The organism is Pseudonocardia sp. 2-7, assembly GCF_056341085.1.
Genome location: NZ_CP094507.1, coordinates 2448058 through 2468950, shown reverse-complemented (window position 1 = coordinate 2468950; position 20893 = coordinate 2448058). Strand labels below are relative to the sequence as shown.

Here is a 20893-nt window from a genome sequence, read left to right as displayed (position 1 = left end):
GACGGGCATGTGATGTGTCCCTTCGCGAGCGACGCGGGCCCTCCCCGGATCCGCTGCTGCTGCGTCGCGATGTGGTCGGTACCGCCCCCGGGTCGATCCCCCGGGGGCGTCCGTCTGTCAGGTGTCGAACGGCTCGTGTCGGACGGCGAGATCGGGGTGACCGTCGGCCAGCTCGACGAACGTCGTGCCCTTGTTCTGGGTGAGCACGAGAGCGAACCTGTCGTTGCACTCCTCGCACCAGCCGGACAGGGCGATCCGCTGCCGTCGCCCGGTGCCGACGGTCGAGCCGGTCGGGGCGGGGATGGCGGCGCGGGTGACGACCCGTCCGGTGATGGCGTCGACGGTGATCTCGTTGGGCGCCTGGTCCTCACCGCGGGCGGACACCGCCACGTGCTCGACGTGGGTGGTGTCGGCGCCGCAGGTCGGGCAGTGCAGGACGATGCCCTCGACGTGCAGGGTCATGCCGCGGTAGTCGCGCGGCGGGCGCTCGGCGTGGGTGGCGGTCATCGTTCTCGTGCTCCTAGCGATCGTGGTCGTCGGTGACGAGGGCGTCGAGCTGGGCCCGCTCGGCGGCGGCCTCTCGGGTCTGCCGGGCGGCGCGCTCCTTCTGTGCCTTCGCGAGGGCCATCCGCGCGTAGGCGACCTTGCGCAGCCCGTCGGCGCGGCGCTCCCGCTCCTCGACCGGCAGCACACCGTCGGGGTCGGCCTGGTCGAGGAACTTCTGTCGCAGGGCGGCGCGTGCGCGGGCCATCTGGTCGTGCGCCTCGCCGGGCGCGGCGTGCGCCCAGCGGGTGGCGCCGCCGACGGCGCCGGTGGCCTGGCGGAGGGGGTTCGGCATCCTCGTTCTCCATTTCCTATTGGGCAGGTGCGGTACAGGAAGTGCGATGCCGGTACCGAATCCGACGCCACCGAAGCGCACAACCAACGCGTTTCCGGACCCCATTCGGTGATTAATGTCTGAGCACGTCACGGGCCCGCTCGGCGGGAATCGGACATGGCCGGAATACCCGTTCGGCGCAGCCTCCCCGAATTGCAGCACCGGGGGCCGGCAGGTGCTTTATCCCGCCGACTCCCACCGTCGCTCCGCCGCCGCCCGCGCCACCGCGAGCGCGTCGCTGCCGCGGGCGATCGCGAGCGCGTCGATCTCGGACTGCACGCCATCCGCGAGCGCCTGCAGGCTCGCCTTCACCCGTCCGAGGTGGCCGCGCGGGAGCCGCGCGAACGGGCCGATGGCGAGCAGTCGCCGGGTCCCGCGGTCGGTCAGGTGCTCGACACGCTCGGCGCCGTCGACCGCGAAGGTCGCGATGCCGTCGAGGCCGCGACCCGCGTAGTAGGCGCGACTCAGGACGTCGGCGACCAGGTCGGCGACGACGGGGTCGGGCCGCCAGCAGCCGGGGCCGTCGACGTCGATGGATGCCACGCCGGGGGCGGGGCGGGTAACGTACTGCTCACTCACTGATTGGTTCCCTTCGCGGGCGGCGTCCTCCCCGGACGTCCAGCTACGCCGCGATGTGGAGATGCAGCACGGCGCCCCCGGCCCTCACCGGGGGCGCCGTCGTCTGTCAGTCCCGGCGCGACCGGGACGCCCACCACGGCGTCGGCCGCTCCGGCTCCGGCACGGTGACCGGCCCGTCCGGCTGCGCCGGGTCGTCCAGCTTGGCCAGGTCCGCGTCGGCCTGCGCCCGGCGGCGCTCGGCGTCGGCCCGGCGGGCCGCGCGCTGCCTTTGCTCGGTCAGCTCGCGATGCGCCCGCTCGGTGGGGGTCTCCGTCGCCCGCTCCCGCTCCACCCGTGCCCGGGTCCAGCGGCACAGGTCATCGGCGACGAGCGCCCACCCGTCGGCGTCGAGCCGCGGGCCGTCGTGGTCGACCCGGGCCTCGCGCTCCAGCACGTCGGCGGTGATGGCGACCATCGGGGCCCGCGACCCGGCAGGGCGGCCGACCACCGTGCCGTCGGCGAGCACGTCGGTGGACCAGCGGGTGCGGTGGATGGTCGCCTGCGCCTCCGCCGCCGACTTCACCGGGGCCGGTCCGATCTCGCGGCGGATCCGCTCGACGAACTTCAGACGGGGCCCGTCCGGGTGTGGGGTGTAGGGGTCGACGCTCATGCCGCACCCTCCCCCGCCGCGGGCAGCCCGAGCGCGGCCCGGATCTCACTGGTCGGCACGCGCCACTGCCGCCCCAGCTTCAGCGTCCGGACGGGGAACTCCCCGCGCCGCGCGAGCAGGTAGGCGGTGGACTCGGCGATGCCGAGGCAGGCCCCCGCCTCCGGCACGCTCATGGTCGGCCCCGCGGCGGCCAGGATCCGCGGGCCGTCCGCCGCGGTCAGATGTCGCGTCCTCATGACGCCCTCCCTTGTCGAGTCTCGCCCGCCCATGTTGTCCTGTGGCTTGCGACGGGCACAACAGCCTGAGATGGTGGCTTCATGACACGACGCGCTGAGGGGTGGGCGGCCGACCTCACCCGGGTCACCGGCGAGGCCGTCGCCCGCGAACGCCGCGAGCGCGGCTGGTCCGGCGAGCACCTGCTGACCCGGCTCGCCGACGTCGGCCTGACCATGACCCGCGCCGCCCTGACCAACCTGGAGGCGGGCCGCCGCGAGGCCATCGGCGTGCACGAGGTCTACGCGCTGGCCGTCGCGTTCGGCATCCCGCCGGTCGCGCTACTCGTCCCCGACCCGGCCGCGGACATCCCTCTGCTGCCCGGCCTCGCCCTCGACGGCGTGCACACCCTCGCGTGGGTCACGGGCCAGCACCTGCCCGGCGTGCTGATCACCGACCCCGACGGCGCCGACGACCGGTTCACCGCGGCCGGACGGGCCGCGCACCTGCTGCGCGAGCACGCCGCGTTCGCACTCGACGTCGTCGCCGTCGGCCACCTCCGGCGCAGCCCCGACGTCGACGAGCTGTACCGGCGGCGCGTCTCCGAGCTGCGCGACCTGCGCGCCCAGATCGCCGGGTACGGCTGGCCGCTGCCGCCGCTGCCCGCACCCCTGATCCCCGTCGACGTCGACGGCCCCGCCCCCGAACAGGAGAGATGATCATGCAAGGACGTGTGTTCCGGCGCTGCGCCTGCCGCGGCCCCGACGGCCGACAGGTCGGCACCGGCTGCCCGCGGCTCGCCACGGACTCCCGGCACGGCAGCTGGACGTTCGCCCTCGAACAGCCCGTCGTCAACGGCCGACGCACCACGATGCGCCGCTCCGGGTTCACCACCCGCAAGGCCGCCGCCGACGCCCTGGCCCGCCAGGTGGAACGCCAGAACGGCGGCGTCACCAGCGACGACCGGGAGACCGTCGAGACCTACCTGACCGCGTGGCTCGTCGAGCAGCAGCGTGTGCGCAAGCCCACCACCTTCGCGAACTACGCCCGGTACGTGCGGGCCGACCTCATCCCGGCGCTGGGCAGGGTGCCGCTGGAGAGCCTGACCCACGCCCACGTGGGACGCCTGGTCGCCGACCTGGAGGCGGCCGGGCGGGGGGCGACCACGATCCGCCGGATCCATGCGGTCCTGCGGTCCGCGCTCGGTGACGCCGTGCGCCGCCGACGCCTGGCGCACAACCCGGCCGCGCACGCCGTACTGCCGGAGGTGCACCGGGTCGAGCGGGGCGGCTGGGCCGTCCCGGAGGCGATCGGGTTCCTCGCCCACGTCCGCGACGCCGACGACCGCGACGCCGACCTGTTCGAGACCCTGATCGGCACAGGTCTGCGCAAGGGCGAGGCGATCGCGCTGCGCTGGTCGGACGTCGACCTCGACGCCCGCATCGCGCACGTCCGTCAGACCCTGTCCAGCGTCGACAACGCGCGCCTGGTGTTCACCAAGCCGAAGACGAAGGGATCCGCGGCCGGGGTCGGCCTGTCCACCCGGGTGGTCGCTGCGCTGCGACGCCAGCGGGACCGCCAGGACGGCGAGCGGGCCGCCTGGGGCGACGCCTACGCCGACCACGGTCTGATCTTCTGCCGGGAGAACGGGGAGCCGCTGCGCCCGGAGTACGTGCTGCGCCGTTTCCGGACGTTGACCGCCGCGGCCGGGCTGCCGCGGGTGCGAGTGCACGACCTGCGCCACCTGGCCGCCAGCATGATGATCGCGGCCGGGGTGCCGCTGCCGATCGTGTCCAAGACGCTGCGCCACAGCACGGTGGCGATCACCGCGGACGTCTACTCGCACATGACGGCCGACATCGCCCGCGAGGCGGTCGACGCCATGGCCGCCGCCCTCGACGCCGCGGAGGCGGAGGCGGCCGCGACGGGGCGGGCCCGCGCCGTCCTCGACGACGGCCCGTCCGGCGGGCCGGACGACCCCGTGAGCGCGGACCCCGCGCTCACGCACTCACATCGCACTCACAACGAGGAGATGATCATGGATACGGCGCAACAGCGCCCCCGCCCGCGGCAGGTCCGCCGCAGGTCGCCCGGGGCGTTTCCGCAGGTAGACAGCGAAAAGGGCGGCCCCTCCGTGAGGAAGAACCGCCCTAGCCGACCGTCGGGACGACAGGATTTGAACCTGCGACCCCTTGACCCCCAGTCAAGTGCGCTACCAAGCTGCGCCACGTCCCGGCCACCCCTCGCGGGGCACGTGGAACCTTACCGTACCCACGGCAGCATCCCACCGGGGGTGTCGTCCGTGGCGTCGACGCTGCGCACGAGCGCGACGGCCTCCAGCTGCGACCCGACGTCGAGCTTCGCGAGCACCGCCCTGACCTGCGTGCGGACCGTCGGGAGCGACACGACGAAGTGCTCGGCGATGGCGTGCGCCCGCACCCCGCCGGCGAGCAGTTCGAGGACCTCCCGCTCGCGGCGGGTCAGGGTCGCGATGCGTTCGCGGACGGCACGCTGACGGCGGTCCCACTCGACGTAGCGCTGCACGAGCTCGTCGCGGTGGGTGGCGTGCAACAGCGACCGCCCGACGCGGGCCTCCCGGACCGCGACGACCAGTGCGGGCATCGAGGCCGTCTTCGACACCCAGGTGAAGCCGCCCTGGTGCAGGGCCGCGCCGATCCGGGTGGGGCTGGAGCTGCCCGAGAGGACGAGGACCCGCCACCCCTGGGCGCGCAGCCCCGGGATGAGCGGGATGGTGTCGATCCGGCGGCCCTCGGCGTCGCGTCCGAGGTCCAGGTCGAGGACCAGCAGTCCGGGCTCGACCCCGGCGACGGCGCGGTGCACGTCGACGTGCGAGTGCGCGGGGCGGAACGAGGCCGGTTCGCCCTCCGCGCGCAGGGCCAGCGCCAGCGACGACCCGACGAGCTCGTGGTCGTCGATGATCAGCACCGTCGCGAGCGGTGCGACCGTCTCCGGCCGGGGGTGTGACACCCGCCCGCCCCCCACTCGGGCGGGTGTCACGTCAGGGCTCCCAGCGTGAGCAGGCCACGCCCCAGGAGCGCGGTCCGGCGGTCGAGCGCCGCGACCTCGTTCTCGTACTCCATCGGCCGGGAGCGGAGCTCCCACAGCTCCAGGGCCTGCCGCCAGGCGACGTCGCGCGCCAGCACCACCGGGACGTCGGCGACGCAGCCGAGCAGCTGCTCGGACAGCGAGGTCTCGCCGGGGTCGTTCCGGTCGAAGCCGTCGAGCAGGCGGACCATGTGCAGCGAGAACACGTCGTTCACGGCCCGGTAGTCGGCCCGCTCGGCCGGGCCGGGTGTACTGCGCCCGAGGACCGTGCAGGTACGCACGACCGCGGGCGCCAGATCGAAGTTGACGTGCGCGTTCACCCCGACCACCGCGTACTCCACCGGGGAGATCCGCTCGTGGTGACGGCGTTCCAGCAGCACCCCCCAGGACCGCGGCGGGGTCCCCCCGGTCGCCTCGGCGTACAGGGCCCGGAAGTAGCGGCGGGCGAACTCGACGTCGAGCCGGACCAGGAAGTCCCGGTCCGCGAACAGGTCGTCGTCGAGCTGGTCCCGGATGCCGCGGGTGATGCGCAGGTAGAGCCGGTTGAACGAGGCGACGCCGTCACCGGGGCCGTACTCGCACTCGAGGATCTCCTGGAGGTGCTCCAGGTGCGCGACGACACCGTCGATCGTCTCCGGTGGCGTCGCGAGCAGCGCTCCGACGCGCGCCCGGCCCGCCGGGGCCGTGCCCTCGCCGGAGGGCGTCTCGATGGTGGCCGTCATCGCCTGCCTCCGTGTCGCTCGATCCGGTGATCAGCCTGGTCGAACGTGCCCGGCGAAGGTATAGGGCGAATGACCTAGATGTCGGTGCGGTGCTCGCGGAGGACGGCCGCGGCGCTGGTGCGGTTGGTGACGTCGAGCTTGGCGAACACCGAGGCGAGGTGGGCGCCGACCGTCTTCGGGGTGATGAACAGCCGGGCCGCGATCTGCTTGTTGGTGGCGCCGTCGGCGAGGACCTCCAGCACCTCCCGCTCCCGGTCGGTGAGCCGGGCCAGCGGACCGTCCACGGCGACCGGGGCACGACCGTCCGTCACGACCGCGGCGAGCTCGGGCACCTCGATCCGGGCCCGGTGGGCGACCTCGGCGATCTCGCTGAGCAGCGGACCGGCCCGCAAACCCGCGGCGAGCCGGGCGGCGCGGCGCAGGTCCGCGGTGCCGTCCTCGGTGCGGCGGCCCGCCAGCAGCGCCTCGGCGCTGCGCAGCCGGGCGTAGGAGCCCGGGTAGGGCTGGCCGAGGCCGTCCAGCAGGTCGGCGACGCCTCGCCAGGTGCCCGGGTCGGACCCCGCGGTGGTCCGGGCGTCCTCGGCGGAGCACATGGCCTCGTAGCTCGCGATGACCCCGCGCAGCGCGGGGGCGGAGCGGTCCCCGCGGTCGAGGAGGTCGCGCCGGTGGCGGCGCAGCCGTCGCAGCCCGCTGGCGTCGGGGGGACGTCCGGCGAGGACGGCCTGGGCGTGCGCGCGGGCACCGTGCCAGAGCAGCGGCGCGACCGCGAAGACGTCGTCGATGCCGGACTCGACGACGTCGAGCCCCTTCCCGACGTGGGCGAACGCCAGCTCCGGGTTGCCCCGCCACATCTCCAGCCCGGCGCGCAGGATCAGCAGCGGCAACCGCTGCTTGGGCAGGCCCGTCGATCCGGCGATCAGCTCGGCCGCGGTGAGATCGACGTCGGAGCCGTCGAGGTCGCCACGGCCCATCCGCAGCCGGGCGCGGGCCAGGCGCAGCTCCAGCATCTGCGCCCCGGACGGGCCGGCCGACCATGCCGTCGCCACCTCCCGTTCGGCCTCGTCCCAGGCACCGGCGCGGAACAGCCCGTTCGCCGCCACCACCCGCAGCGACACCGACGAGGTCCGGCCCAGCCCCAGCCCGGCCATCCGCTCGGCTCCCGCCCGGGCCGCGGCGACGCCGTCGTCGAGGGCGTTGAGCGGGCCGGTCAGCAGCTCCGCGCGCCGGGCCAGGCACTCCCCCAGCGTCTCCGGGTCGCCGTCGGCCTCGGCGACGGCGACGGCCTCGGTCAGCGCGTCGAGTCCGGCGGCGCCGTCGCGGGAGTGCGCGGCACCGAACCCGAGCGTCGCCAGCACCGACGCCAGTGCCCGCGGCTCCCCCACCCGGCGTGCCGCGACCAGCGCGTCCTCGGCGACGGCGCGGGCACCGGCGTAGTCGGCCCGGTCGAGCAGCGCGGCCGCGTAACCGGCGAGGACCTCGGCGCGGGCGGCGACGGCGGTGTCGGCCGGATCGTCGCCGGCGGGCAGGGTGGCGACGGCGCGCCGGTAGGCCTCCTCGGCCTCGGCCAGCTGGCCCGCCGCGCCGAGGTAGCGCCCGAGCCGGGAGCGCAGCACCGCCTGTTCTGTGCCGGGGGGCGCGTCGGGCTCGCCGAGCCGTTCGGAGAGCAGCGCCACGGCCGAGTCGTGGTCGCCCGCCAGGGCCGCCGCGGACGCGGCGTGCTCCAGGTAGCGGCTGCGGTCGCGGACGGCGTCGGGGACCGGCAGCGTCGCCGCGCGCAGCCAGTGCCGGTGCGCCTCGGCGTAGCCGCGCAGCCGTTCGGCCTCCTGCGCCGCGTCGAGGGTCGCCTCCAGCGCCTCGTCCGGGCGCCCGGCGAGCTGCCAGTGGTGGGCGAGGCGGGCCGCCGACCCGGGGACGCGGTGACCGCCGTGCAGCGCGGTGGCGTAGCGGCCGTGCAGCTCGACCCGCTCGGCGGGGAGCAGGTCCGCGGAGACGACCTCGGTCATCAGGCCGTGCCGCAGCGTGTAGCCGTCGGCACCGGCGACGACGACGAACCCGGCGTCGGCCGCCTCCCGCACGGCCGCGGCCAGCTCCGGCCCGTCGACGTCGACGACGGCGGCCAGCAGCGTGTGCTCGACCTCCCCGACCCCGGCCGCCACGGCCCGCACCACCTCCATCGCCCCCGTCGACAGCCCGGCGGCGGCCGCCCGCACCAGCTCGCGGACCGTCTGCGGCACGCCACGCGGGTCCCCGTCGAGCACGGCACGGACGGTCTCGCGGGCCAGGAACACGTTCCCGCCGGAGTGCCGCCACACCAGGTCCTCGACGTCGTGGCGCCCCGATGCCCACTGCGCGACCAGCTCGGCCAGCTCGTGCCGGGGCAGCGGCTCCACCCGGGCGAAGCGCACGCCGCGGTGCCGGCGCAGCTCCCCGGTGAGCCCGAGCAGGTCGATCGGGACGCCACCGGCCGGGTCGTCGCGGTAGGTGCCGACCAGCAGCACCGGCGACGACGACAGCGCCGCCAGCAGGTAGGCGAACAGGTCGCGGGTGGAGCGGTCGGCGCGGTGCAGGTCGTCGACGACGAGCACCACCGGTGCCCGGCGGGCCGCCCGTTCGACGACGGCGGCGAGCTCGCCCAGCATCTCGACCCGCCCGGCCGGCCCGTCGGCGCGGTCCAGCCGGGACAGCGCGGCCGCGCACTCCCGGCCCAGCGCGCCGCGGGTGCGGGACTGCTCGCGCAGCGCCGACACGACGGGCCAGAACGGCGGGGCGTCGGCGATGTCCAGCGCGCGGCCGGACAGCACGACCGCGCCGCCGCTCGTCGCGGTGCGGCCGAACTCCGACACCAGCCGGGTCTTGCCGACCCCCGCGTCGCCGCCGAGGAGCACGGCCGAGGCCCCGCCGGCGACGGCGTCACGCAGCGCGTCGGCGAGCAGGTCCAGCTCCGCGACTCGGCCGTGGAACACCTCGGCCGGTGTCTCCCTCACGCCCGGCCACGATAGTGACGGTGTCGTCACCGTTCCAGGGGTCTCACGGCGACGGTGCGCCGGGCGAGCAGGATCGACAGCCAGGCGTGGATGCGGGCGTCGGGCTCGCAGCCCCGGCCGTCCCACGGGTGCAGCAGGTCGGCGTACCAGGAGGCCTCGGTGCGGGCGTCGTCGACGAGTTCGTCGCCGCCGCACAGGGCCAGCGCCAACTCGCAGGCGGCGCGCACTCGCCACACCCAGAGCCGCTCGAACACCGTCACCTCGACACCGTCACGTCCGGGCACTCGTCGGGGCACCGCCGGTGGTTACAGGCGCGGCGTCACGATCCGGCGACCTCGACCACGACCTTGCCGACGGCCCCGCCGGACCGCAGGTGCGCGACGGCGCCGGGGGCGTCGTCCAGGGACACGACCCGGTCGACGGTGGCGCGCACCCGGCCGTCGCCGACCAGGCCGAGGACCGGCGTCAGCGCCGCGGCGACGGCCGCCCGCTCGTCGGCGCTGCGGACGCTGAAGGTGGTGCCGATCAGGCGGAGCCTGCGGAAGGACAGGGTGTTGAGGTCCAGCGTCGCCGACGGGCCGGCGAGCCGGCCGATCTGCACGACGGTCCCGCCGATCCGCACGGCGGGCAGGGCCGCGGCCAGGTGGTCGCCGCCGACGAAGTCCAGCACGACGTCGACGGGCCCGTCGAGGTCGCCCAGCGCGTCGACCCCGACGAGCGGGACCGCCCCCGCGTCGACGAGCGCGGCGCGCTTGGCGGGCGAGGTCGTCGTCGCGAGGACCGGTGCGGCCCCCAGCGCGGCGGCGAGCCGGATCGCGACCTGCCCGACCCCCGTACTGCCGCCGAGCACCAGCACGGCGCCGCCGTCGGCGCCGAACCCGGCCTGGGTGACCAGCGCGTCGTGCGCGGTCTCCAGCGCGACCGGCAGCGCGGCGGCGTCGGTCCAGGACAGGCCGGACGGGACCGGCAGGGCGCGGCGGGCGTCGACGACGGCGTACTCGGCGAACGCGGCGGGCGCCGACGCGAACACCCGGTCCCCCGGCCCGCGGCCCGGGGCACCGGTGACGCCCGGACCCGCGTCGACGACCTCACCGGCGAGCTCCATGCCCGCGGTGAACGAGCCGTCGTCGTCGGCGTGCGGGACGGGATAGCCGCCACCCAGCGCGAGCAGGTCGGCCCGGTTCACCCCGGCCGCCCGGACCCGCACGAGCAGCTCCCCCGGGCCCGGGACCGGGGTGTCGATCTCGTCGACCTCCCAGGTCCGGGCACCGGGACGGCCGCGCAGGGCCCGCATCACTTCTTCCGGGAGCGCTTCTCGCGGACCCGGACCGAGACGCGGATCGGCGTGCCGCCGAACCCGAACTCCTCGCGCAGCCGGCGCTCGACGAAGCGCCGGTAGCCCGCCTCGAGGAACCCGCTGGTGAACAGCACGAACGTCGGCGGGCGGGTCTGCGCCTGCGTCGCGAACATGATCTTCGGCTGCTTGCCGCCGCGGACCGGCGGCGGGGTCGCGGCGACGAGGTCGTTGAGCCACTGGTTGAGCCGCCCGGTCGGCACCCGGGTGTCCCAGGACTCCAGCGCGCGGTTCAGCGCGGGCGCGATCCGCTGGGTCGACCGCCCGGTCAGCGCGGACACGTTGACCCGCTCCGCCCAGCGCACGCTGATCAGGTCGCGCTCCAGCTCACGGGTGAGCTGGTGGCGGCGCTCCTCGTCGACCTTGTCCCACTTGTTGAACAGGATCACCAGGGCGCGCCCGGACTCCACCACCATCGTCAGGACCCGCTGGTCCTGCTCGGCGATCGGCTCGGAGGCGTCGATCAGCACCAGCGCGACCTCGGCGGACTCGATCGCGGAGCTCGTCCGGAGCGAGGCGTAGTACTCCATGCCCGAGGCCATCTTGACCCGCTTGCGCAGGCCGGCGGTGTCGACGAAGCGGAACACCTGACCGTCGAGCTCGACCAGGGAGTCGACCGGGTCGACGGTGGTGCCCGCGACGTCGTGGACGACCGACCGCTCCTCGCCCGCCAGCTTGTTCAGCAGGCTGGACTTGCCGACGTTCGGCTTGCCGACGAGCGCGACGCGGCGCGGACCGCCCCCGGAGGCGCCGAAGTCGTCACGCGGGGTCTCGGGGAGGATCTCCAGGATCGCGTCGAGCAGGTCACCGGAGCCGCGGCCGTGCAGGCCGGACACCGGGTGCGGCTCGCCGAGCCCGAGCCGCCACAGGTCGGCGGTGTCGGAGGTGAGCCGGTCGTCGTCGACCTTGGTGGCGCACAGCATCACCGGCACGTCGGCGCGGCGCAGGACCCGCGCGACGGCCTGGTCGGTCGCGGTGGCGCCGACCGAGGCGTCGACGACGAGCAGCACGGCGTCGGCGAGGCGCATCGCGGTCTCGGCCTGCTTCGCGACGAACCCCTGCAGGCCGGCGGCGTCGGGCTCCCAGCCACCGGTGTCCATCAGCTTGAACCGGCGGCCGTTCCACAGCGCGTCGTAGACGACGCGGTCGCGGGTCACCCCCGGCACGTCCTGCACGACCGCCTCGCGACGGCCCAGCATGCGGTTGACCAGGGTCGACTTGCCGACGTTCGGGCGGCCGACGACGGCCAGGGTCGGGGTCGCCAGCATCTCGTCGGGGTCGATCCCCGCGGTGACGACGCCCTCCTCGTCGACGGCCACGAACTCCGTCGGGTCCAGCCCGAGCCGGTCCATCTCGGCCCGGTCGGCCGCGTCACCGATCTCGACGCCGCTGCGGTACGCCCCGCCGAGGCTCGTTCCGCGTTCGCTGCTCTCGCTCACTGCTCTCTCACGTCCCCGGCCGCGTCGGGCCGTGTCACTTGCCTGTGTTCGTTGTCCAGTTCGCGGACCAGTGTCCGCAGGGCCTCCGTGACCTCGGTGGTCGCGGCGGCCAGGCCGTTCCGTCCCGGCGCCGTCGGCGCCGGCAGCGGGTCGCCGACCAGCACGTCCACCCGGGGGCGGAGGCGGCGGGCCGCGCCCGCCGGGTGGTGCGTACCGCGCACCGCCACCGGCAGCAGCGGCGCCGATGCCGCGCGGGCCAGCCAGGCCGCGCCCTGCCGGGCACTGCCGATGTCGCTGCCGACCTCGCCGGTGCCGCGGGTGCCCTCCGGGAAGACGGCGACCATGCCGCCGTCGCGCAGGACCTCCAGCAGGGTCGTCAGCGGCCGCCGGTCGACGACGTCACGCCGCACCGGCACCTGCCCCAGCCACCGCAGCAGTGTCCCCACGATCCCGGAGAACATCTCCGCCTTCACCAGGAACACCACGCGGCGCCCGAACATGCCGAACAGCAGAGGTCCGTCGACGAACGCGCTGTGGTTCGCGACGAGCACCACCGGACCGGTCGCCGGGATCCGCTCCCGGTGCCGGATCCGCACCCGGAAGAACGGGACCCACAGCCAGGTGCCGATCCAGCGGCCGAGGTCGTGCAGCCACCCGAGAGCGTCCTCCGGCAGCGCACGCGCCCGGCTCACCCGTCCAGCCCCCGCGCGGACACGAGCTCGCGCAGCTTCGCCAGCACCGCGTCCGCCGACAGGTGGTCGGTGTCGAGCACCAGCGCGTCCGCCGCCGCGTAGAGCGGGGAGACGCGGCGCGACGAGTCGAGCCGGTCCCGGCGTTCGACGTCGGCGAGGGTGACGTGCAGGTCGGCCTTGCGGCCCGCCTTCTCGTCCTGCCGCCCGCGCCGCGCCGCGCGGACCTCCGGCGACGCCGTCAGGTAGACCTTGAGGGGCGCGTCCGGCACCACGACGGTACCGATGTCGCGTCCCTCGACGACCATCCCGCCGTTGCTCTCGACCGCCGCGCGGATCAGGGCGTGCTGGCGGGCGACCATCTCGGCCCGGACCTGCGGCACCGCGGAGACGGCCGAGACGAACCCGGTCACCTCGGGGCCGCGGATCGGGCCGGAGACGTCCTCGCCGTCCAGGGTGATCGTCGGGGCGACCGGGTCGGTGCCCGACTCCAGACGGGCCCCGATCGCGGCGCGGGCGATCTCGTCCTCCGCCGCACCCTCGCCCAGGCCGGCGCGCAGCGCGGCCAGCGTCGCGGCGCGGTACATGGCCCCGGTGTCCAGATAGGCCGCCGAGCAGGCCTGCGCCAGCCGTCGGGAGACGGTCGACTTGCCCGTCCCGGACGGACCGTCCATCGCGACGACGCCCCGCAAGGCCACCTTGTTCCCCCACCGTGTTCGAGTTGCTGCGTCCGGCATTGTCGCCGGTCGGCCCCCGCCACGACGGGGCGGGGTGTCCTACTGGGGCAGATCGGTGCGCAGCGCCCGCGCCCCGTGCAGGTAGACGTGCCGCATCGCCGAGCGCGGCTTCGGGGTGTCGACGTGGGCGAGCAGCCGCAGCACCCGCGGCAGCGCGCCGGGCACCGACATCTCGGTGGCGCACATCAGCGGCACGTCGGTCAGCCCGAGCAGCCGTGCCGCGTACGCCGGGAACTCGGCGGTGAGGTCCGGGGTGGCGGTGAACCAGATCGAGATGATGTCGTCGGAGCGCAGCTCGTTGCGCTCAAGCACCGCGGTGACCAGCTCGGCGGAGCGGTCGAGGATCTGCCCGCGGTCGTCGGCGTCGACCTGGGTCGCGCCCCGCAGGGCCCGCACGGCCATCAGAGACCCACCGCCTTGTACAGGGAGCCCACCTCGACGCGGTCGAGGGGACGCAGCTTGCCGGGACGCTGGTTGCCCAGGGCCACGGTCCCCACGTGGGTCCGGACCAGGCGCTGCACCGGGTGGCCGACCTCGGCGAGCATCCGCCGCACGATGTGCTTGCGGCCCTCGTGCAGGACCAGCTGCACGGTGGCCCGGCCGGGGACGGCGTCGACGAGCTTGAACGAGTCGACACGGGCGATGCCGTCGTCCAGCTCGATGCCGTCGCGCAGGCGTCGCCCGAGGTCGCGGGCGATCTTGCCCTCGATCTCGGCGAGGTAGGTCTTGGGCACCTCGTAGGACGGGTGCATCAGCCGGTGGCCGAGCTCGCCGTCGTTGGTGAGCAGCAGCAGCCCCTCGGTCTCGGCGTCGAGCCGGCCGACGTGGAACAGCCGCTGCGCGGTGTTCATGATCTCGACGCGGTCGGCGAGCAGGTCACCGACGCAGGGCCGGCCCATGTCGTCGGACATCGTGGAGTGCAGCCCGAACGGCTTGTTCAGCGCCAGGTAGACCTGGTCGTCGCGCAGGGTGACCCGGGCGCCGTCGACGTGGACGACCGCGGTGTCCGGGTCGATCCGGCGGCCCTGCTCGCGGACGGTCTCGCCGTCGACCTGCACGCGTCCCTGCGCGATGAGGTCCTCGGCCGCGCGCCGGGAGGCGACGCCCGCGCGGGCCAGCACCTTCTGGAGCCGGACGCCGTCGGGGTCGTGTGTGTTGCTCATGGTGCCTAGCTTTCCAGGTCGTCGATCGCGTCGATGTCGGGCAGCAGCGGTGCCAGCGGGGGCAGCTCGGCCACGGAGGAGATCCCGAGCCGTTCGAGGAACAGCTCGGTCGTCCGGAACAGTGTCCCCCCTGTGTGTTCCTCGGTGCCGGCCTCCTCCACCAGTCCACGGGTGAGCAGGGTGCGGAGCACGCCGTCGCAGTTGACGCCGCGGACCGCGGAGACCCGTGCACGGGTGACCGGCTGCCGGTAGGCGACGACCGCGAGGGTCTCCAGCGCGGCCCGGGTCAGCCGGGCGCGCTGGCCGTCCATCAGCATCTTCTCGACGTAGGGGGCGTAGCGGTCGCGGGTGTAGAACCGCCAGCCCTCCCCTGCGCGGCGCAGGTCGATGCCGCGCCGGTCGGCGGTGTAGGCCAGCGACATCCGGTGCAGCGTCTGCCGGATCCGCGACGGCGTCTGGTGCAGCGCCGTGGCCAGGGACGGCTCGTCGACGGGGGCGTCGACGACGAGCAGCAGCGCCTCCAGGGCGTGCTCGAGCTCGGCGTCGTCGGCGAGCTCGTGGAACTCGGGCTCCTCGGGTTCCGGCTCGTCCCCGGTTCCGGGTTCCTCGGTTCCGGGTTCCTCGGTTCCGGGGTCCGCTGTTCGCGGGCCCTCGGCTCCGTGGGCTGTGTTCTCCGGCCCGGCCGCGTTGGCCGGCCCGGCTGCGTTGGCCGGCCCGGCCGCGGCGCCGGTCGCGGTCCCGGCTGCCGGGACAACCGTTGTGTCACCGGGCCCCGCCGCGGGGTGCTCGGTCGCCGGGGCGACGTGGCCGGACTCGCGCCCGCCGGGGCGCCCGGACCGGTCGCCGTCGGCGTCGAGCGTTGCGAATGCGTCGTCGCGAGCACGGTTTCGCAGCGCTCGATGGTCCGCCGACGTGTCGGAGGCGGTGGCATCGCCGACGGTGGGGTCTCCGAACCCATCGAGATGCACGTTTCCGCCCTCGGCAGGGCCGGAACGTGCGTCTCGATCGCCCGGACGGGGCGTCACAGGTGTGGCGGTGGCGGGCTCGGGCTGCTCCGAGGTGTGCGCCCCGGCCGCCCCGGTGGCGGCGCCCGCATCTGTATGATCTGCCCCGGCTCGATCAACAGCGACGCCGTCGGCAGCCGCGCGATCGGCGACGACGCCATCTGCCACGGCGCCGTCGCTGTCGGCCGACGGATCCACGTCGTCGGCGGGCTCCGCGGTGCGGGCGAGCTCGGCGTCGGCAGTGGTCGCGTCCTCGTCGGCGGCGTCGGCCGTGGCCTCCGGCTCCGGGGCGGCTCGCTCGTCCGCGCCCGGCGCGACCTGCGGCGACGCGGTGGCGTGCGGGCTGCGCGGCACCGTACGGCCGATCAGGCGCAGCAGCTCGGAGGGGTCCTCCGGGTCGTCGGAGCCCGGCCGGTCGTCCGGCTCAGTCACCGGTGGTTCCGGTCCTCTCGTCGTCGGGGTCGGGATGGAGCACGTGCAGACCGTCGAGGTCGGCGTCCGGGTCGTCCAGGTCCGTATCCGGGTCGTCCGGGTCCGCGTCCCGAGCCTCCGGGTCCGCTCCGGAATCGGAGTCGGCATCGGGATCGGAGTCGGCGACGGAGTCAGGGGCGGAGCCGGGGCCGGACGCGACCGACTCGACGCGGTTCCTCTTCCGGCGGCGCCGGTTGCGCGCCCGCACCGCCTCCTCGGCGGCCGCGGCCTCGTCCTCCAGCGCGGCGGCGTAGGCGACCGGGTCGTCCTCGCGGTCCGCGGTCCAGGTGACCGTCAGGTCGGCGAACGCCTCCGGCTGCTCCAGGGCGACCGAGCGCTCCCGGTACAGCTCCAGCAGCGCCATGAACCGGGCGATGACCTCCAGCGTCGCGACGCAGTCGGCGGTCAGGTCGGCGAAGGTGGCCGTCCCGGCGAGCGCGAGCCGCTCCCGCAGGATCGCCGCGTGCTCGGGCACCGACACGTGCACCGCGTGCAGGTGGTCGACGCCGACCTCGTCGGGCGGGCGGGGCCGGAACACCGCGGCGGCGAGCTCGGCGAAGGCCTGCGCGTCGACGCCGAGCAGCACCTCGGGCAGGAGCTCGGCGTAGCGGTCCTCGATCGCGACCGAGCGCGGGAAGCGGCGCATCGCGCCGTTCTCGAGCTCGACGAACAGCGCCGCGGCCTCCTTGTAGGCGCGGTACTGCAGCAGCCGGGCGAACAGCAGGTCACGGGCCTCGAGCAGGGCGAGGTCGTCCTCGTCGTCGACCTCGGCGCCGGGCACGAGCCGCGCGGCCTTCAGGTCGAGCAGGGTCGCCGCGACGACCAGGAACTCGGTGATCTCGTCGAGGTCGGCGTCGTCGCCGAGGTCGGTGAGATGGGCGATGAAGTCGTCGGTGACCTTGTGCAGGGCCATCTCGGTGAGGTCGAGCTCGTGCTTGCCGATCAGCTGCAGCAGCAGGTCGAACGGGCCCTCGAAGTTGTACAGCCGGACGGTGAAACGACGGGTCCGCGGCGCGGCGACGTCGTTGTCGTCGAGACCGTCGCCCAGACCTTCGGGAGCACCGTCGGCGAGCAGTGTCACCGGGCGATGACCTCGCGGGCGAGCATCCGGTACGCCTCCGCGGCGTACGATGTGGGCGCCCACGTCGTGATCGGCTCACCGGCGACCGTGGTCTCCGGGAACTTGATCGTCCGGTTGATGACGGCGTCGAACACCTTGTCCCCGAACGCCTCCACCACGCGGTCGTGGACCTCGCGGGTGTGCAGCGTGCGGGTGTCGAACATCGTCGGCAGCACGCCGAGCAGGCGCAGGTCCGGGTTGAGCCGCTCGGTGACCTTGTCGATGGTGTCCATCAGCAGTGCCACGCCGCGCAGCGAGAAGAACTCGCACGCCAGCGGGATGAGGACCTCGTCGGCGCAGGCGAGCGCGTTGATCGTGAGCAGGCCCAGCGACGGCTGGCAGTCGATCAGGACGATGTCGTAGTCGGGCAGGAACCGCTTGAGGGCACGGCCGAGTGCCTGCTCCCGGCCGACCTCGGTGACGAGCTGGACCTCGGCCGCCGACAGGTCGATGTTCGACGGCAGCAGGTCCAGGTTCTCGACGCCGGTGTCCTGGAGCACCTCGTCGGCCTCGACGCCGCGTTCCATCAGCAGGTTGTAGACGGTGGACTCGAGCTGGTGGGGCTGCACGCCGAGGCCCACCGACAGCGCGCCCTGCGGGTCGAAGTCGACGAGCAGGACCCTGCGGCCGTACTCGGCGAGCGCGGCCCCGAGGTTGATCGTCGACGTCGTCTTCCCGACGCCGCCCTTCTGGTTCGCCACCGCGATCACGCGGGCCGGGCCGTGCACCGACAGCGGTGCGGGCTCGGGAGCGCGCGCGCTGGTGGTCTGGGTGCCTCGCCCGTGATCCGGCGTCGGCTCGTCGCTCGGGTCGTCGAGCCTGCCCTGGGCCTCCGGCCGCGTCGGGTTCATGCGGTCTCCGGTCTCGTCGCGGGTACCGTGCCGGGTCCCGGGTCCCGGTCAGGGCCTGAGACCGCACTGCAGGAGATGTCCCCACGTGCGGCGACGTCCCCGTCGGGCCACGTCGCGGTATGGATTTCCAGGTCACCCTACCTGCGGGCGGGCGCCGTCCGGCCGACGGTGCGCCCCGGCGTGTCGCGCCTCAGCGGGCGGGCAGGACCGAGACCCCGCCCGCGCTGCTCTTCGCGGTGATCCGGTGGTCGGCACCGGGCTGGTCGGGGACGCCGACCTCGGTCGATCCGGCGGAGCTCTCGGCGGTCACCTCGTAGGCCGGACCGACCGGGACCCGGATCCCGACGCCGCCGGCGCTGGACTCCGCGGTCACGTCCGCGGCCGCCGCGGCGAAGGTCAGCTCGACCGCGCCGGCGCTGGACCTCGCCCGCACGTCGCCCGGTCCGGCACCGGTGGCGCTGACCTCGCCCGCCGACGACGTCAGGTCCAGCGCCCCGGTCAGCCCCTGGACCTCGATGCCGCCCGCACGCACGTCGACCAGCGCCGACGACGCGGCGGGCGCGGTCACCACGAGACCGGCCTGGCAGCGGTCGCTGCCCTGGTCCGGGCAGCGGACGGTGACCCGCAGGACGCCGCCGTCGACCTTCTGCTCGACCTGCGGGCGGGCCTCGCCGGTCCACCGCAGGTCCTGCTCGACCGACGCCTTCTCCCCCGCGACCAGGCGCAGCGCCCCGGCGTCGGAGTCGACCTCGACCCGGGTGACCGTCCCGTCGACGGGCTCGTTCACCGCCTCCTGCCGCTCCTGCCCGGCGGCGACACCACCGCATCCGGCCAGGAGGAGTCCGGCCGCCGCCAGTGTCGTCACCCGTGTCGCCCACGCTCCGTGCCGCATGGGTCCCGGAACGTAGTGCCCGCGCCCCTCAGCCGCGGGCGCGGGGGTGCGCGGTGGCGTAGACCTCGCGCAGCGTGTCGACGGTGACGTGGGTGTAGATCTGCGTGGTCGCGACGCTCGCGTGCCCGAGCAGCTCCTGCACCACCCGCACGTCGGCGCCGCCGGAGAGCAGGTGGGTGGCGAAGCAGTGCCGCAGGGTGTGCGGGGAGACCGCGGCGACGACGTCGCCGGGCAGCCCGGACGCCTCGGCGGCGGCGCGCAGCACGTGCCAGGCGCTCTGCCGGGACAGCCGGTTGCCGCGGGCGTTGAGCAGCAGCGCCGGGCTGCCCGTGCCCCGTCCGGCGAGGTCGGGCCGGGCCCGGACCCGGTAGGCGTCGACGGCGGCCAGCGCGGGACGCCCGACGGGCACGATCCGCTGCTTGTTCCCCTTGCCGTGCAGCAGGATCGTCCGCGCGTCCGGGTCCAGGTCGTCGAGGTCGGCGCCGACGACCTCGGAGATCCGGGCGCCGGTGGAGTACAGCAGCTCCAGCAGGGCCCGGTCGCGCAGCCCGACCGGGCCGTCGGACACGCAGCCGGCGAGGAGCTGGTCGACCTGGTCGACCGACAGCGCGGACGGCAGCCGCGAGCCCAGTGCCGGCGGCGCCACTCCGGCCGCGACGTCGGTCGGGGTGAGTCCCTCGTGCAGCGCGAACCGGTGCAGCCCGCGCACCGCGGCCAGCGCCCGCGCCGCCGAGGACGCGGCCAGCGGGCGCTCGCCCGTGCGCAGCGCCGTGACGAACGCGGCGACGTCGGCCTCGGCCACCTGGGTCAGCTCCGCGCGTCCCAGGTGGTCGAGGTGGTCGAGGTAGCGCCCGAGGTCGAGCCGGTAGGAGCGCAGGGTGTTCTGCGCCCGCCCCCGTTCGACGGCCAGGTGGTCGAGGTAGTCCTCGGCCACCCGGCGCACGGTCGGCACCGTCAGTCCCGCAGGGCCGGGACGACCTCGCGCTCGAACAGCTCGATGCCCGACCGGTCGTAGGCGGCCTCGGGAAAGTAGAAGATGCCGTAGCTCATGCCGACGGCCTGCAGCGCGGAGAGCTTGTCCACGATCTGCTCCGGGGTCCCGACACCGGGCATCCCGCGGAACGCACCCAGCGCGCCCTGGGCCTTCTCCGCACCGACGATCGGCTCCAGCCGGGCGACGAGCCGGGCGAGCCGCTCCTCCACCTCGGCCTCGGTGTGCCCGATCGCGACGTTGTAGTTGGCCGAGCGGACGATGGCGTCGTAGTCGGTGCCGACGTCGCGGCAGTGGTCGGCGAGCAGCGCCGACTTGTGCCGGAAGCCGTCGAGGGTGCCGTCGAAATTGGTGTACTGCGCGTACTTCGCGGCGATCTTGAGGGTCACCTTCTCGCCGCCGCCGGCGATCCACAGCGGGATGCCGCCGTCCTGGAGCGGGCGGGGCGCGACGATGGCGTCGTCGACGGTGTAGTGCTTCCCGTGCAGGGTGGCCCGGCCCTCGCGCCAGGCCTGGGCGAAGATCTGCACGCCCTCGTCGAGCATGCCGAGCCGCTCGCCGGGCCGGGGGAAGCCGTAGCCGTAGGCGCGCCACTCGTGCTCGTACCAGCCGCCGCCGATGCCCATCTCGACGCGGCCCTTGGAGATGACGTCGGTGGTGGCGGCGACCTTCGCCAGGTACGCGGGGTTGCGGTAGGCCATGCAGGTGCACATCTGGCCCAGCCGCACCCGCTCGGTCGTCGCGGCGAAGGCGGCCATCAGGCTCCACGCCTCGTGGCAGGCCTCGTCGGTGGGCGCGGGGACGGTGTGGAAGTGGTCGTAGACCCAGACCGACTCCCAGACGTCGCCGCGGTCGGCGTGCTCGGCGAGGCCGCGCATCACGTCCCACTGGGCGGCGGGGTCGATGCCGACGAGGTCGAGACGCCAGCCCTGGGGCACGAAGAGTCCGAAACGCATGCGCAGAGCCTAGGACGGCCGTCGCGCGGCGGCCCGTGAGGGCAGTCTGCACAGTGGTCGGCCCCGGGACGGGCACATCGCCCCGTGACCGGGCTCTGACCTGCACCTACCGTTCTCGCAACCAGGCGGGAGTCGG

At 74.8% G+C, this 20893-nt stretch carries 21 protein-coding genes, 1 tRNA gene and 2 pseudogenes; 2 read left to right on the top strand and 22 right to left on the bottom strand.

All coding sequences use genetic code 11. From position 1 onward, the window contains the following. Positions 1-117: 117 nt before the first annotated feature. From MTO91_RS12105 to MTO91_RS12085, 5 genes are all read right to left on the bottom strand, one after another. Positions 118-507, bottom strand: a complete 390-nt coding sequence (locus MTO91_RS12105; RefSeq protein WP_476654527.1) for a hypothetical protein — start codon at positions 505-507, stop codon at positions 118-120. Positions 508-520: 13 nt separating this feature from the next. Further along, on the bottom strand, positions 521-838 hold the full coding sequence (locus MTO91_RS12100; protein WP_476654526.1) for a hypothetical protein: 318 nt from the start codon (positions 836-838) through the stop codon (positions 521-523). Positions 839-1057: 219 nt separating this feature from the next. Then, a complete protein-coding gene (locus MTO91_RS12095; RefSeq protein ID WP_476654525.1) occupies positions 1058-1456 on the bottom strand; it encodes a hypothetical protein in 399 nt (132 codons plus the stop codon). A gap of 106 nt (positions 1457-1562) precedes the next feature. Then, complete coding sequence (locus tag MTO91_RS12090) at positions 1563-2105, bottom strand: hypothetical protein (RefSeq protein WP_476654524.1); 543 nt, start codon at positions 2103-2105, stop codon at positions 1563-1565. Next, complete coding sequence (locus tag MTO91_RS12085; RefSeq protein ID WP_476654523.1) at positions 2102-2341, bottom strand: helix-turn-helix domain-containing protein; 240 nt, start codon at positions 2339-2341, stop codon at positions 2102-2104. The genes MTO91_RS12090 and MTO91_RS12085 overlap by 4 nt, the downstream gene beginning before the upstream one ends. Before the next feature lie 81 nt (positions 2342-2422). On the opposite strand from MTO91_RS12085, the gene MTO91_RS12080 reads away from it, so the two are divergent. Both MTO91_RS12080 and MTO91_RS12075 read left to right on the top strand, forming a co-directional pair. Next, positions 2423-3037, top strand: coding sequence for a helix-turn-helix domain-containing protein (locus tag MTO91_RS12080; RefSeq protein ID WP_476654522.1), 615 nt, complete (start codon positions 2423-2425; stop codon positions 3035-3037). Next, positions 3034-4110 (top strand): annotated as a pseudogene (locus MTO91_RS12075) (site-specific integrase); the annotation flags it as partial. The gene MTO91_RS12080 and the pseudogene MTO91_RS12075, both read left to right, overlap by 4 nt. Positions 4111-4479: 369 nt before the next feature. Here the strand turns inward: MTO91_RS12075 and MTO91_RS12070 are convergent. The 17 genes and pseudogenes from MTO91_RS12070 to MTO91_RS11990 form a co-directional block, all read right to left on the bottom strand. Continuing rightward, a tRNA-Pro gene (locus MTO91_RS12070) sits at positions 4480-4553 on the bottom strand. A gap of 27 nt (positions 4554-4580) precedes the next feature. After that, positions 4581-5306, bottom strand: a complete 726-nt coding sequence (locus tag MTO91_RS12065) for a LuxR C-terminal-related transcriptional regulator (protein ID WP_405417465.1) — start codon at positions 5304-5306, stop codon at positions 4581-4583. Between the two features lie 26 nt (positions 5307-5332). Beyond that, complete coding sequence (locus MTO91_RS12060; RefSeq protein WP_224402733.1) at positions 5333-6106, bottom strand: DUF5995 family protein; 774 nt, start codon at positions 6104-6106, stop codon at positions 5333-5335. Between the two features lie 74 nt (positions 6107-6180). Beyond that, positions 6181-9090, bottom strand: coding sequence for an ATP-binding protein (locus MTO91_RS12055; protein WP_476654521.1), 2910 nt, complete (start codon positions 9088-9090; stop codon positions 6181-6183). 26 nt (positions 9091-9116) lie between these two features. Beyond that, the gene (locus MTO91_RS12050) at positions 9117-9350 is read right to left on the bottom strand and encodes a hypothetical protein (protein ID WP_476654520.1); all 234 of its coding nucleotides are present in this window, start codon (positions 9348-9350) and stop codon (positions 9117-9119) included. A gap of 59 nt (positions 9351-9409) precedes the next feature. After that, positions 9410-10384: a quinone oxidoreductase family protein gene (locus tag MTO91_RS12045; protein ID WP_476654519.1), complete on the bottom strand. Its 975-nt coding sequence runs from the start codon at positions 10382-10384 to the stop codon at positions 9410-9412. Beyond that, on the bottom strand, positions 10384-11796 hold the full coding sequence (gene der, locus MTO91_RS12040) for a ribosome biogenesis GTPase Der (protein ID WP_374231895.1): 1413 nt from the start codon (positions 11794-11796) through the stop codon (positions 10384-10386). The genes MTO91_RS12045 and der overlap by 1 nt, the downstream gene beginning before the upstream one ends. A gap of 83 nt (positions 11797-11879) precedes the next feature. Next, positions 11880-12575: a lysophospholipid acyltransferase family protein gene (locus MTO91_RS12035; protein WP_476654518.1), complete on the bottom strand. Its 696-nt coding sequence runs from the start codon at positions 12573-12575 to the stop codon at positions 11880-11882. Further along, the gene (gene cmk / locus MTO91_RS12030; RefSeq protein ID WP_208823967.1) at positions 12572-13309 is read right to left on the bottom strand and encodes a (d)CMP kinase; all 738 of its coding nucleotides are present in this window, start codon (positions 13307-13309) and stop codon (positions 12572-12574) included. Before cmk ends, MTO91_RS12035 begins: the two co-directional genes overlap by 4 nt. A 39-nt stretch (positions 13310-13348) precedes the next feature. Beyond that, positions 13349-13711, bottom strand: coding sequence for a chorismate mutase (gene aroH / locus MTO91_RS12025; protein WP_476654517.1), 363 nt, complete (start codon positions 13709-13711; stop codon positions 13349-13351). Then, the gene (locus MTO91_RS12020; RefSeq protein ID WP_062394310.1) at positions 13711-14472 is read right to left on the bottom strand and encodes a pseudouridine synthase; all 762 of its coding nucleotides are present in this window, start codon (positions 14470-14472) and stop codon (positions 13711-13713) included. Before MTO91_RS12020 ends, aroH begins: the two co-directional genes overlap by 1 nt. A gap of 5 nt (positions 14473-14477) precedes the next feature. Then, positions 14478-15908, bottom strand: coding sequence for an SMC-Scp complex subunit ScpB (gene scpB / locus MTO91_RS12015; protein ID WP_476654516.1), 1431 nt, complete (start codon positions 15906-15908; stop codon positions 14478-14480). A gap of 250 nt (positions 15909-16158) precedes the next feature. Beyond that, positions 16159-17022 (bottom strand): annotated as a pseudogene (locus MTO91_RS12010) (segregation and condensation protein A); the annotation flags it as partial. A 2-nt stretch (positions 17023-17024) separates the two neighbouring features. Continuing rightward, positions 17025-17918, bottom strand: coding sequence for a ParA family protein (locus MTO91_RS12005; protein ID WP_100877410.1), 894 nt, complete (start codon positions 17916-17918; stop codon positions 17025-17027). A gap of 190 nt (positions 17919-18108) precedes the next feature. Beyond that, positions 18109-18783, bottom strand: coding sequence for a DUF4097 family beta strand repeat-containing protein (locus MTO91_RS12000; RefSeq protein WP_476654515.1), 675 nt, complete (start codon positions 18781-18783; stop codon positions 18109-18111). 55 nt (positions 18784-18838) lie between these two features. Next, complete coding sequence (locus tag MTO91_RS11995) at positions 18839-19762, bottom strand: site-specific tyrosine recombinase XerD (protein WP_178375003.1); 924 nt, start codon at positions 19760-19762, stop codon at positions 18839-18841. A gap of 2 nt (positions 19763-19764) precedes the next feature. Further along, the gene (locus MTO91_RS11990) at positions 19765-20757 is read right to left on the bottom strand and encodes an LLM class F420-dependent oxidoreductase (RefSeq protein WP_224402739.1); all 993 of its coding nucleotides are present in this window, start codon (positions 20755-20757) and stop codon (positions 19765-19767) included. Between the last annotated feature and the right edge of the window lie 136 nt (positions 20758-20893).

Bases quoted from the DNA above. Each gene is read 5' to 3' on its own strand.
- MTO91_RS12105 (WP_476654527.1), bottom strand. From the start codon at position 507: ATGACCGCCACCCACGCCGAGCGCCCGCCGCGCGACTACCGCGGCATG.
- MTO91_RS12100 (WP_476654526.1), bottom strand. From the start codon at position 838: ATGCCGAACCCCCTCCGCCAGGCCACCGGCGCCGTCGGCGGCGCCACC.
- MTO91_RS12090 (WP_476654524.1), bottom strand. From the start codon at position 2,105: ATGAGCGTCGACCCCTACACCCCACACCCGGACGGGCCCCGTCTGAAG.
- MTO91_RS12085 (WP_476654523.1), bottom strand. From the start codon at position 2,341: ATGAGGACGCGACATCTGACCGCGGCGGACGGCCCGCGGATCCTGGCC.
- MTO91_RS12080 (WP_476654522.1), top strand. From the start codon at position 2,423: ATGACACGACGCGCTGAGGGGTGGGCGGCCGACCTCACCCGGGTCACC.
- MTO91_RS12060 (WP_224402733.1), bottom strand. From the start codon at position 6,106: ATGACGGCCACCATCGAGACGCCCTCCGGCGAGGGCACGGCCCCGGCG.
- MTO91_RS12045 (WP_476654519.1), bottom strand. From the start codon at position 10,384: ATGCGGGCCCTGCGCGGCCGTCCCGGTGCCCGGACCTGGGAGGTCGAC.
- der (WP_374231895.1), bottom strand. From the start codon at position 11,796: ATGGACCGGCTCGGGCTGGACCCGACGGAGTTCGTGGCCGTCGACGAG.
- cmk (WP_208823967.1), bottom strand. From the start codon at position 13,309: ATGCCGGACGCAGCAACTCGAACACGGTGGGGGAACAAGGTGGCCTTG.
- aroH (WP_476654517.1), bottom strand. From the start codon at position 13,711: ATGGCCGTGCGGGCCCTGCGGGGCGCGACCCAGGTCGACGCCGACGAC.
- MTO91_RS12020 (WP_062394310.1), bottom strand. From the start codon at position 14,472: ATGAGCAACACACACGACCCCGACGGCGTCCGGCTCCAGAAGGTGCTG.
- MTO91_RS12005 (WP_100877410.1), bottom strand. From the start codon at position 17,918: ATGAACCCGACGCGGCCGGAGGCCCAGGGCAGGCTCGACGACCCGAGC.
- MTO91_RS11990 (WP_224402739.1), bottom strand. From the start codon at position 20,757: ATGCGTTTCGGACTCTTCGTGCCCCAGGGCTGGCGTCTCGACCTCGTC.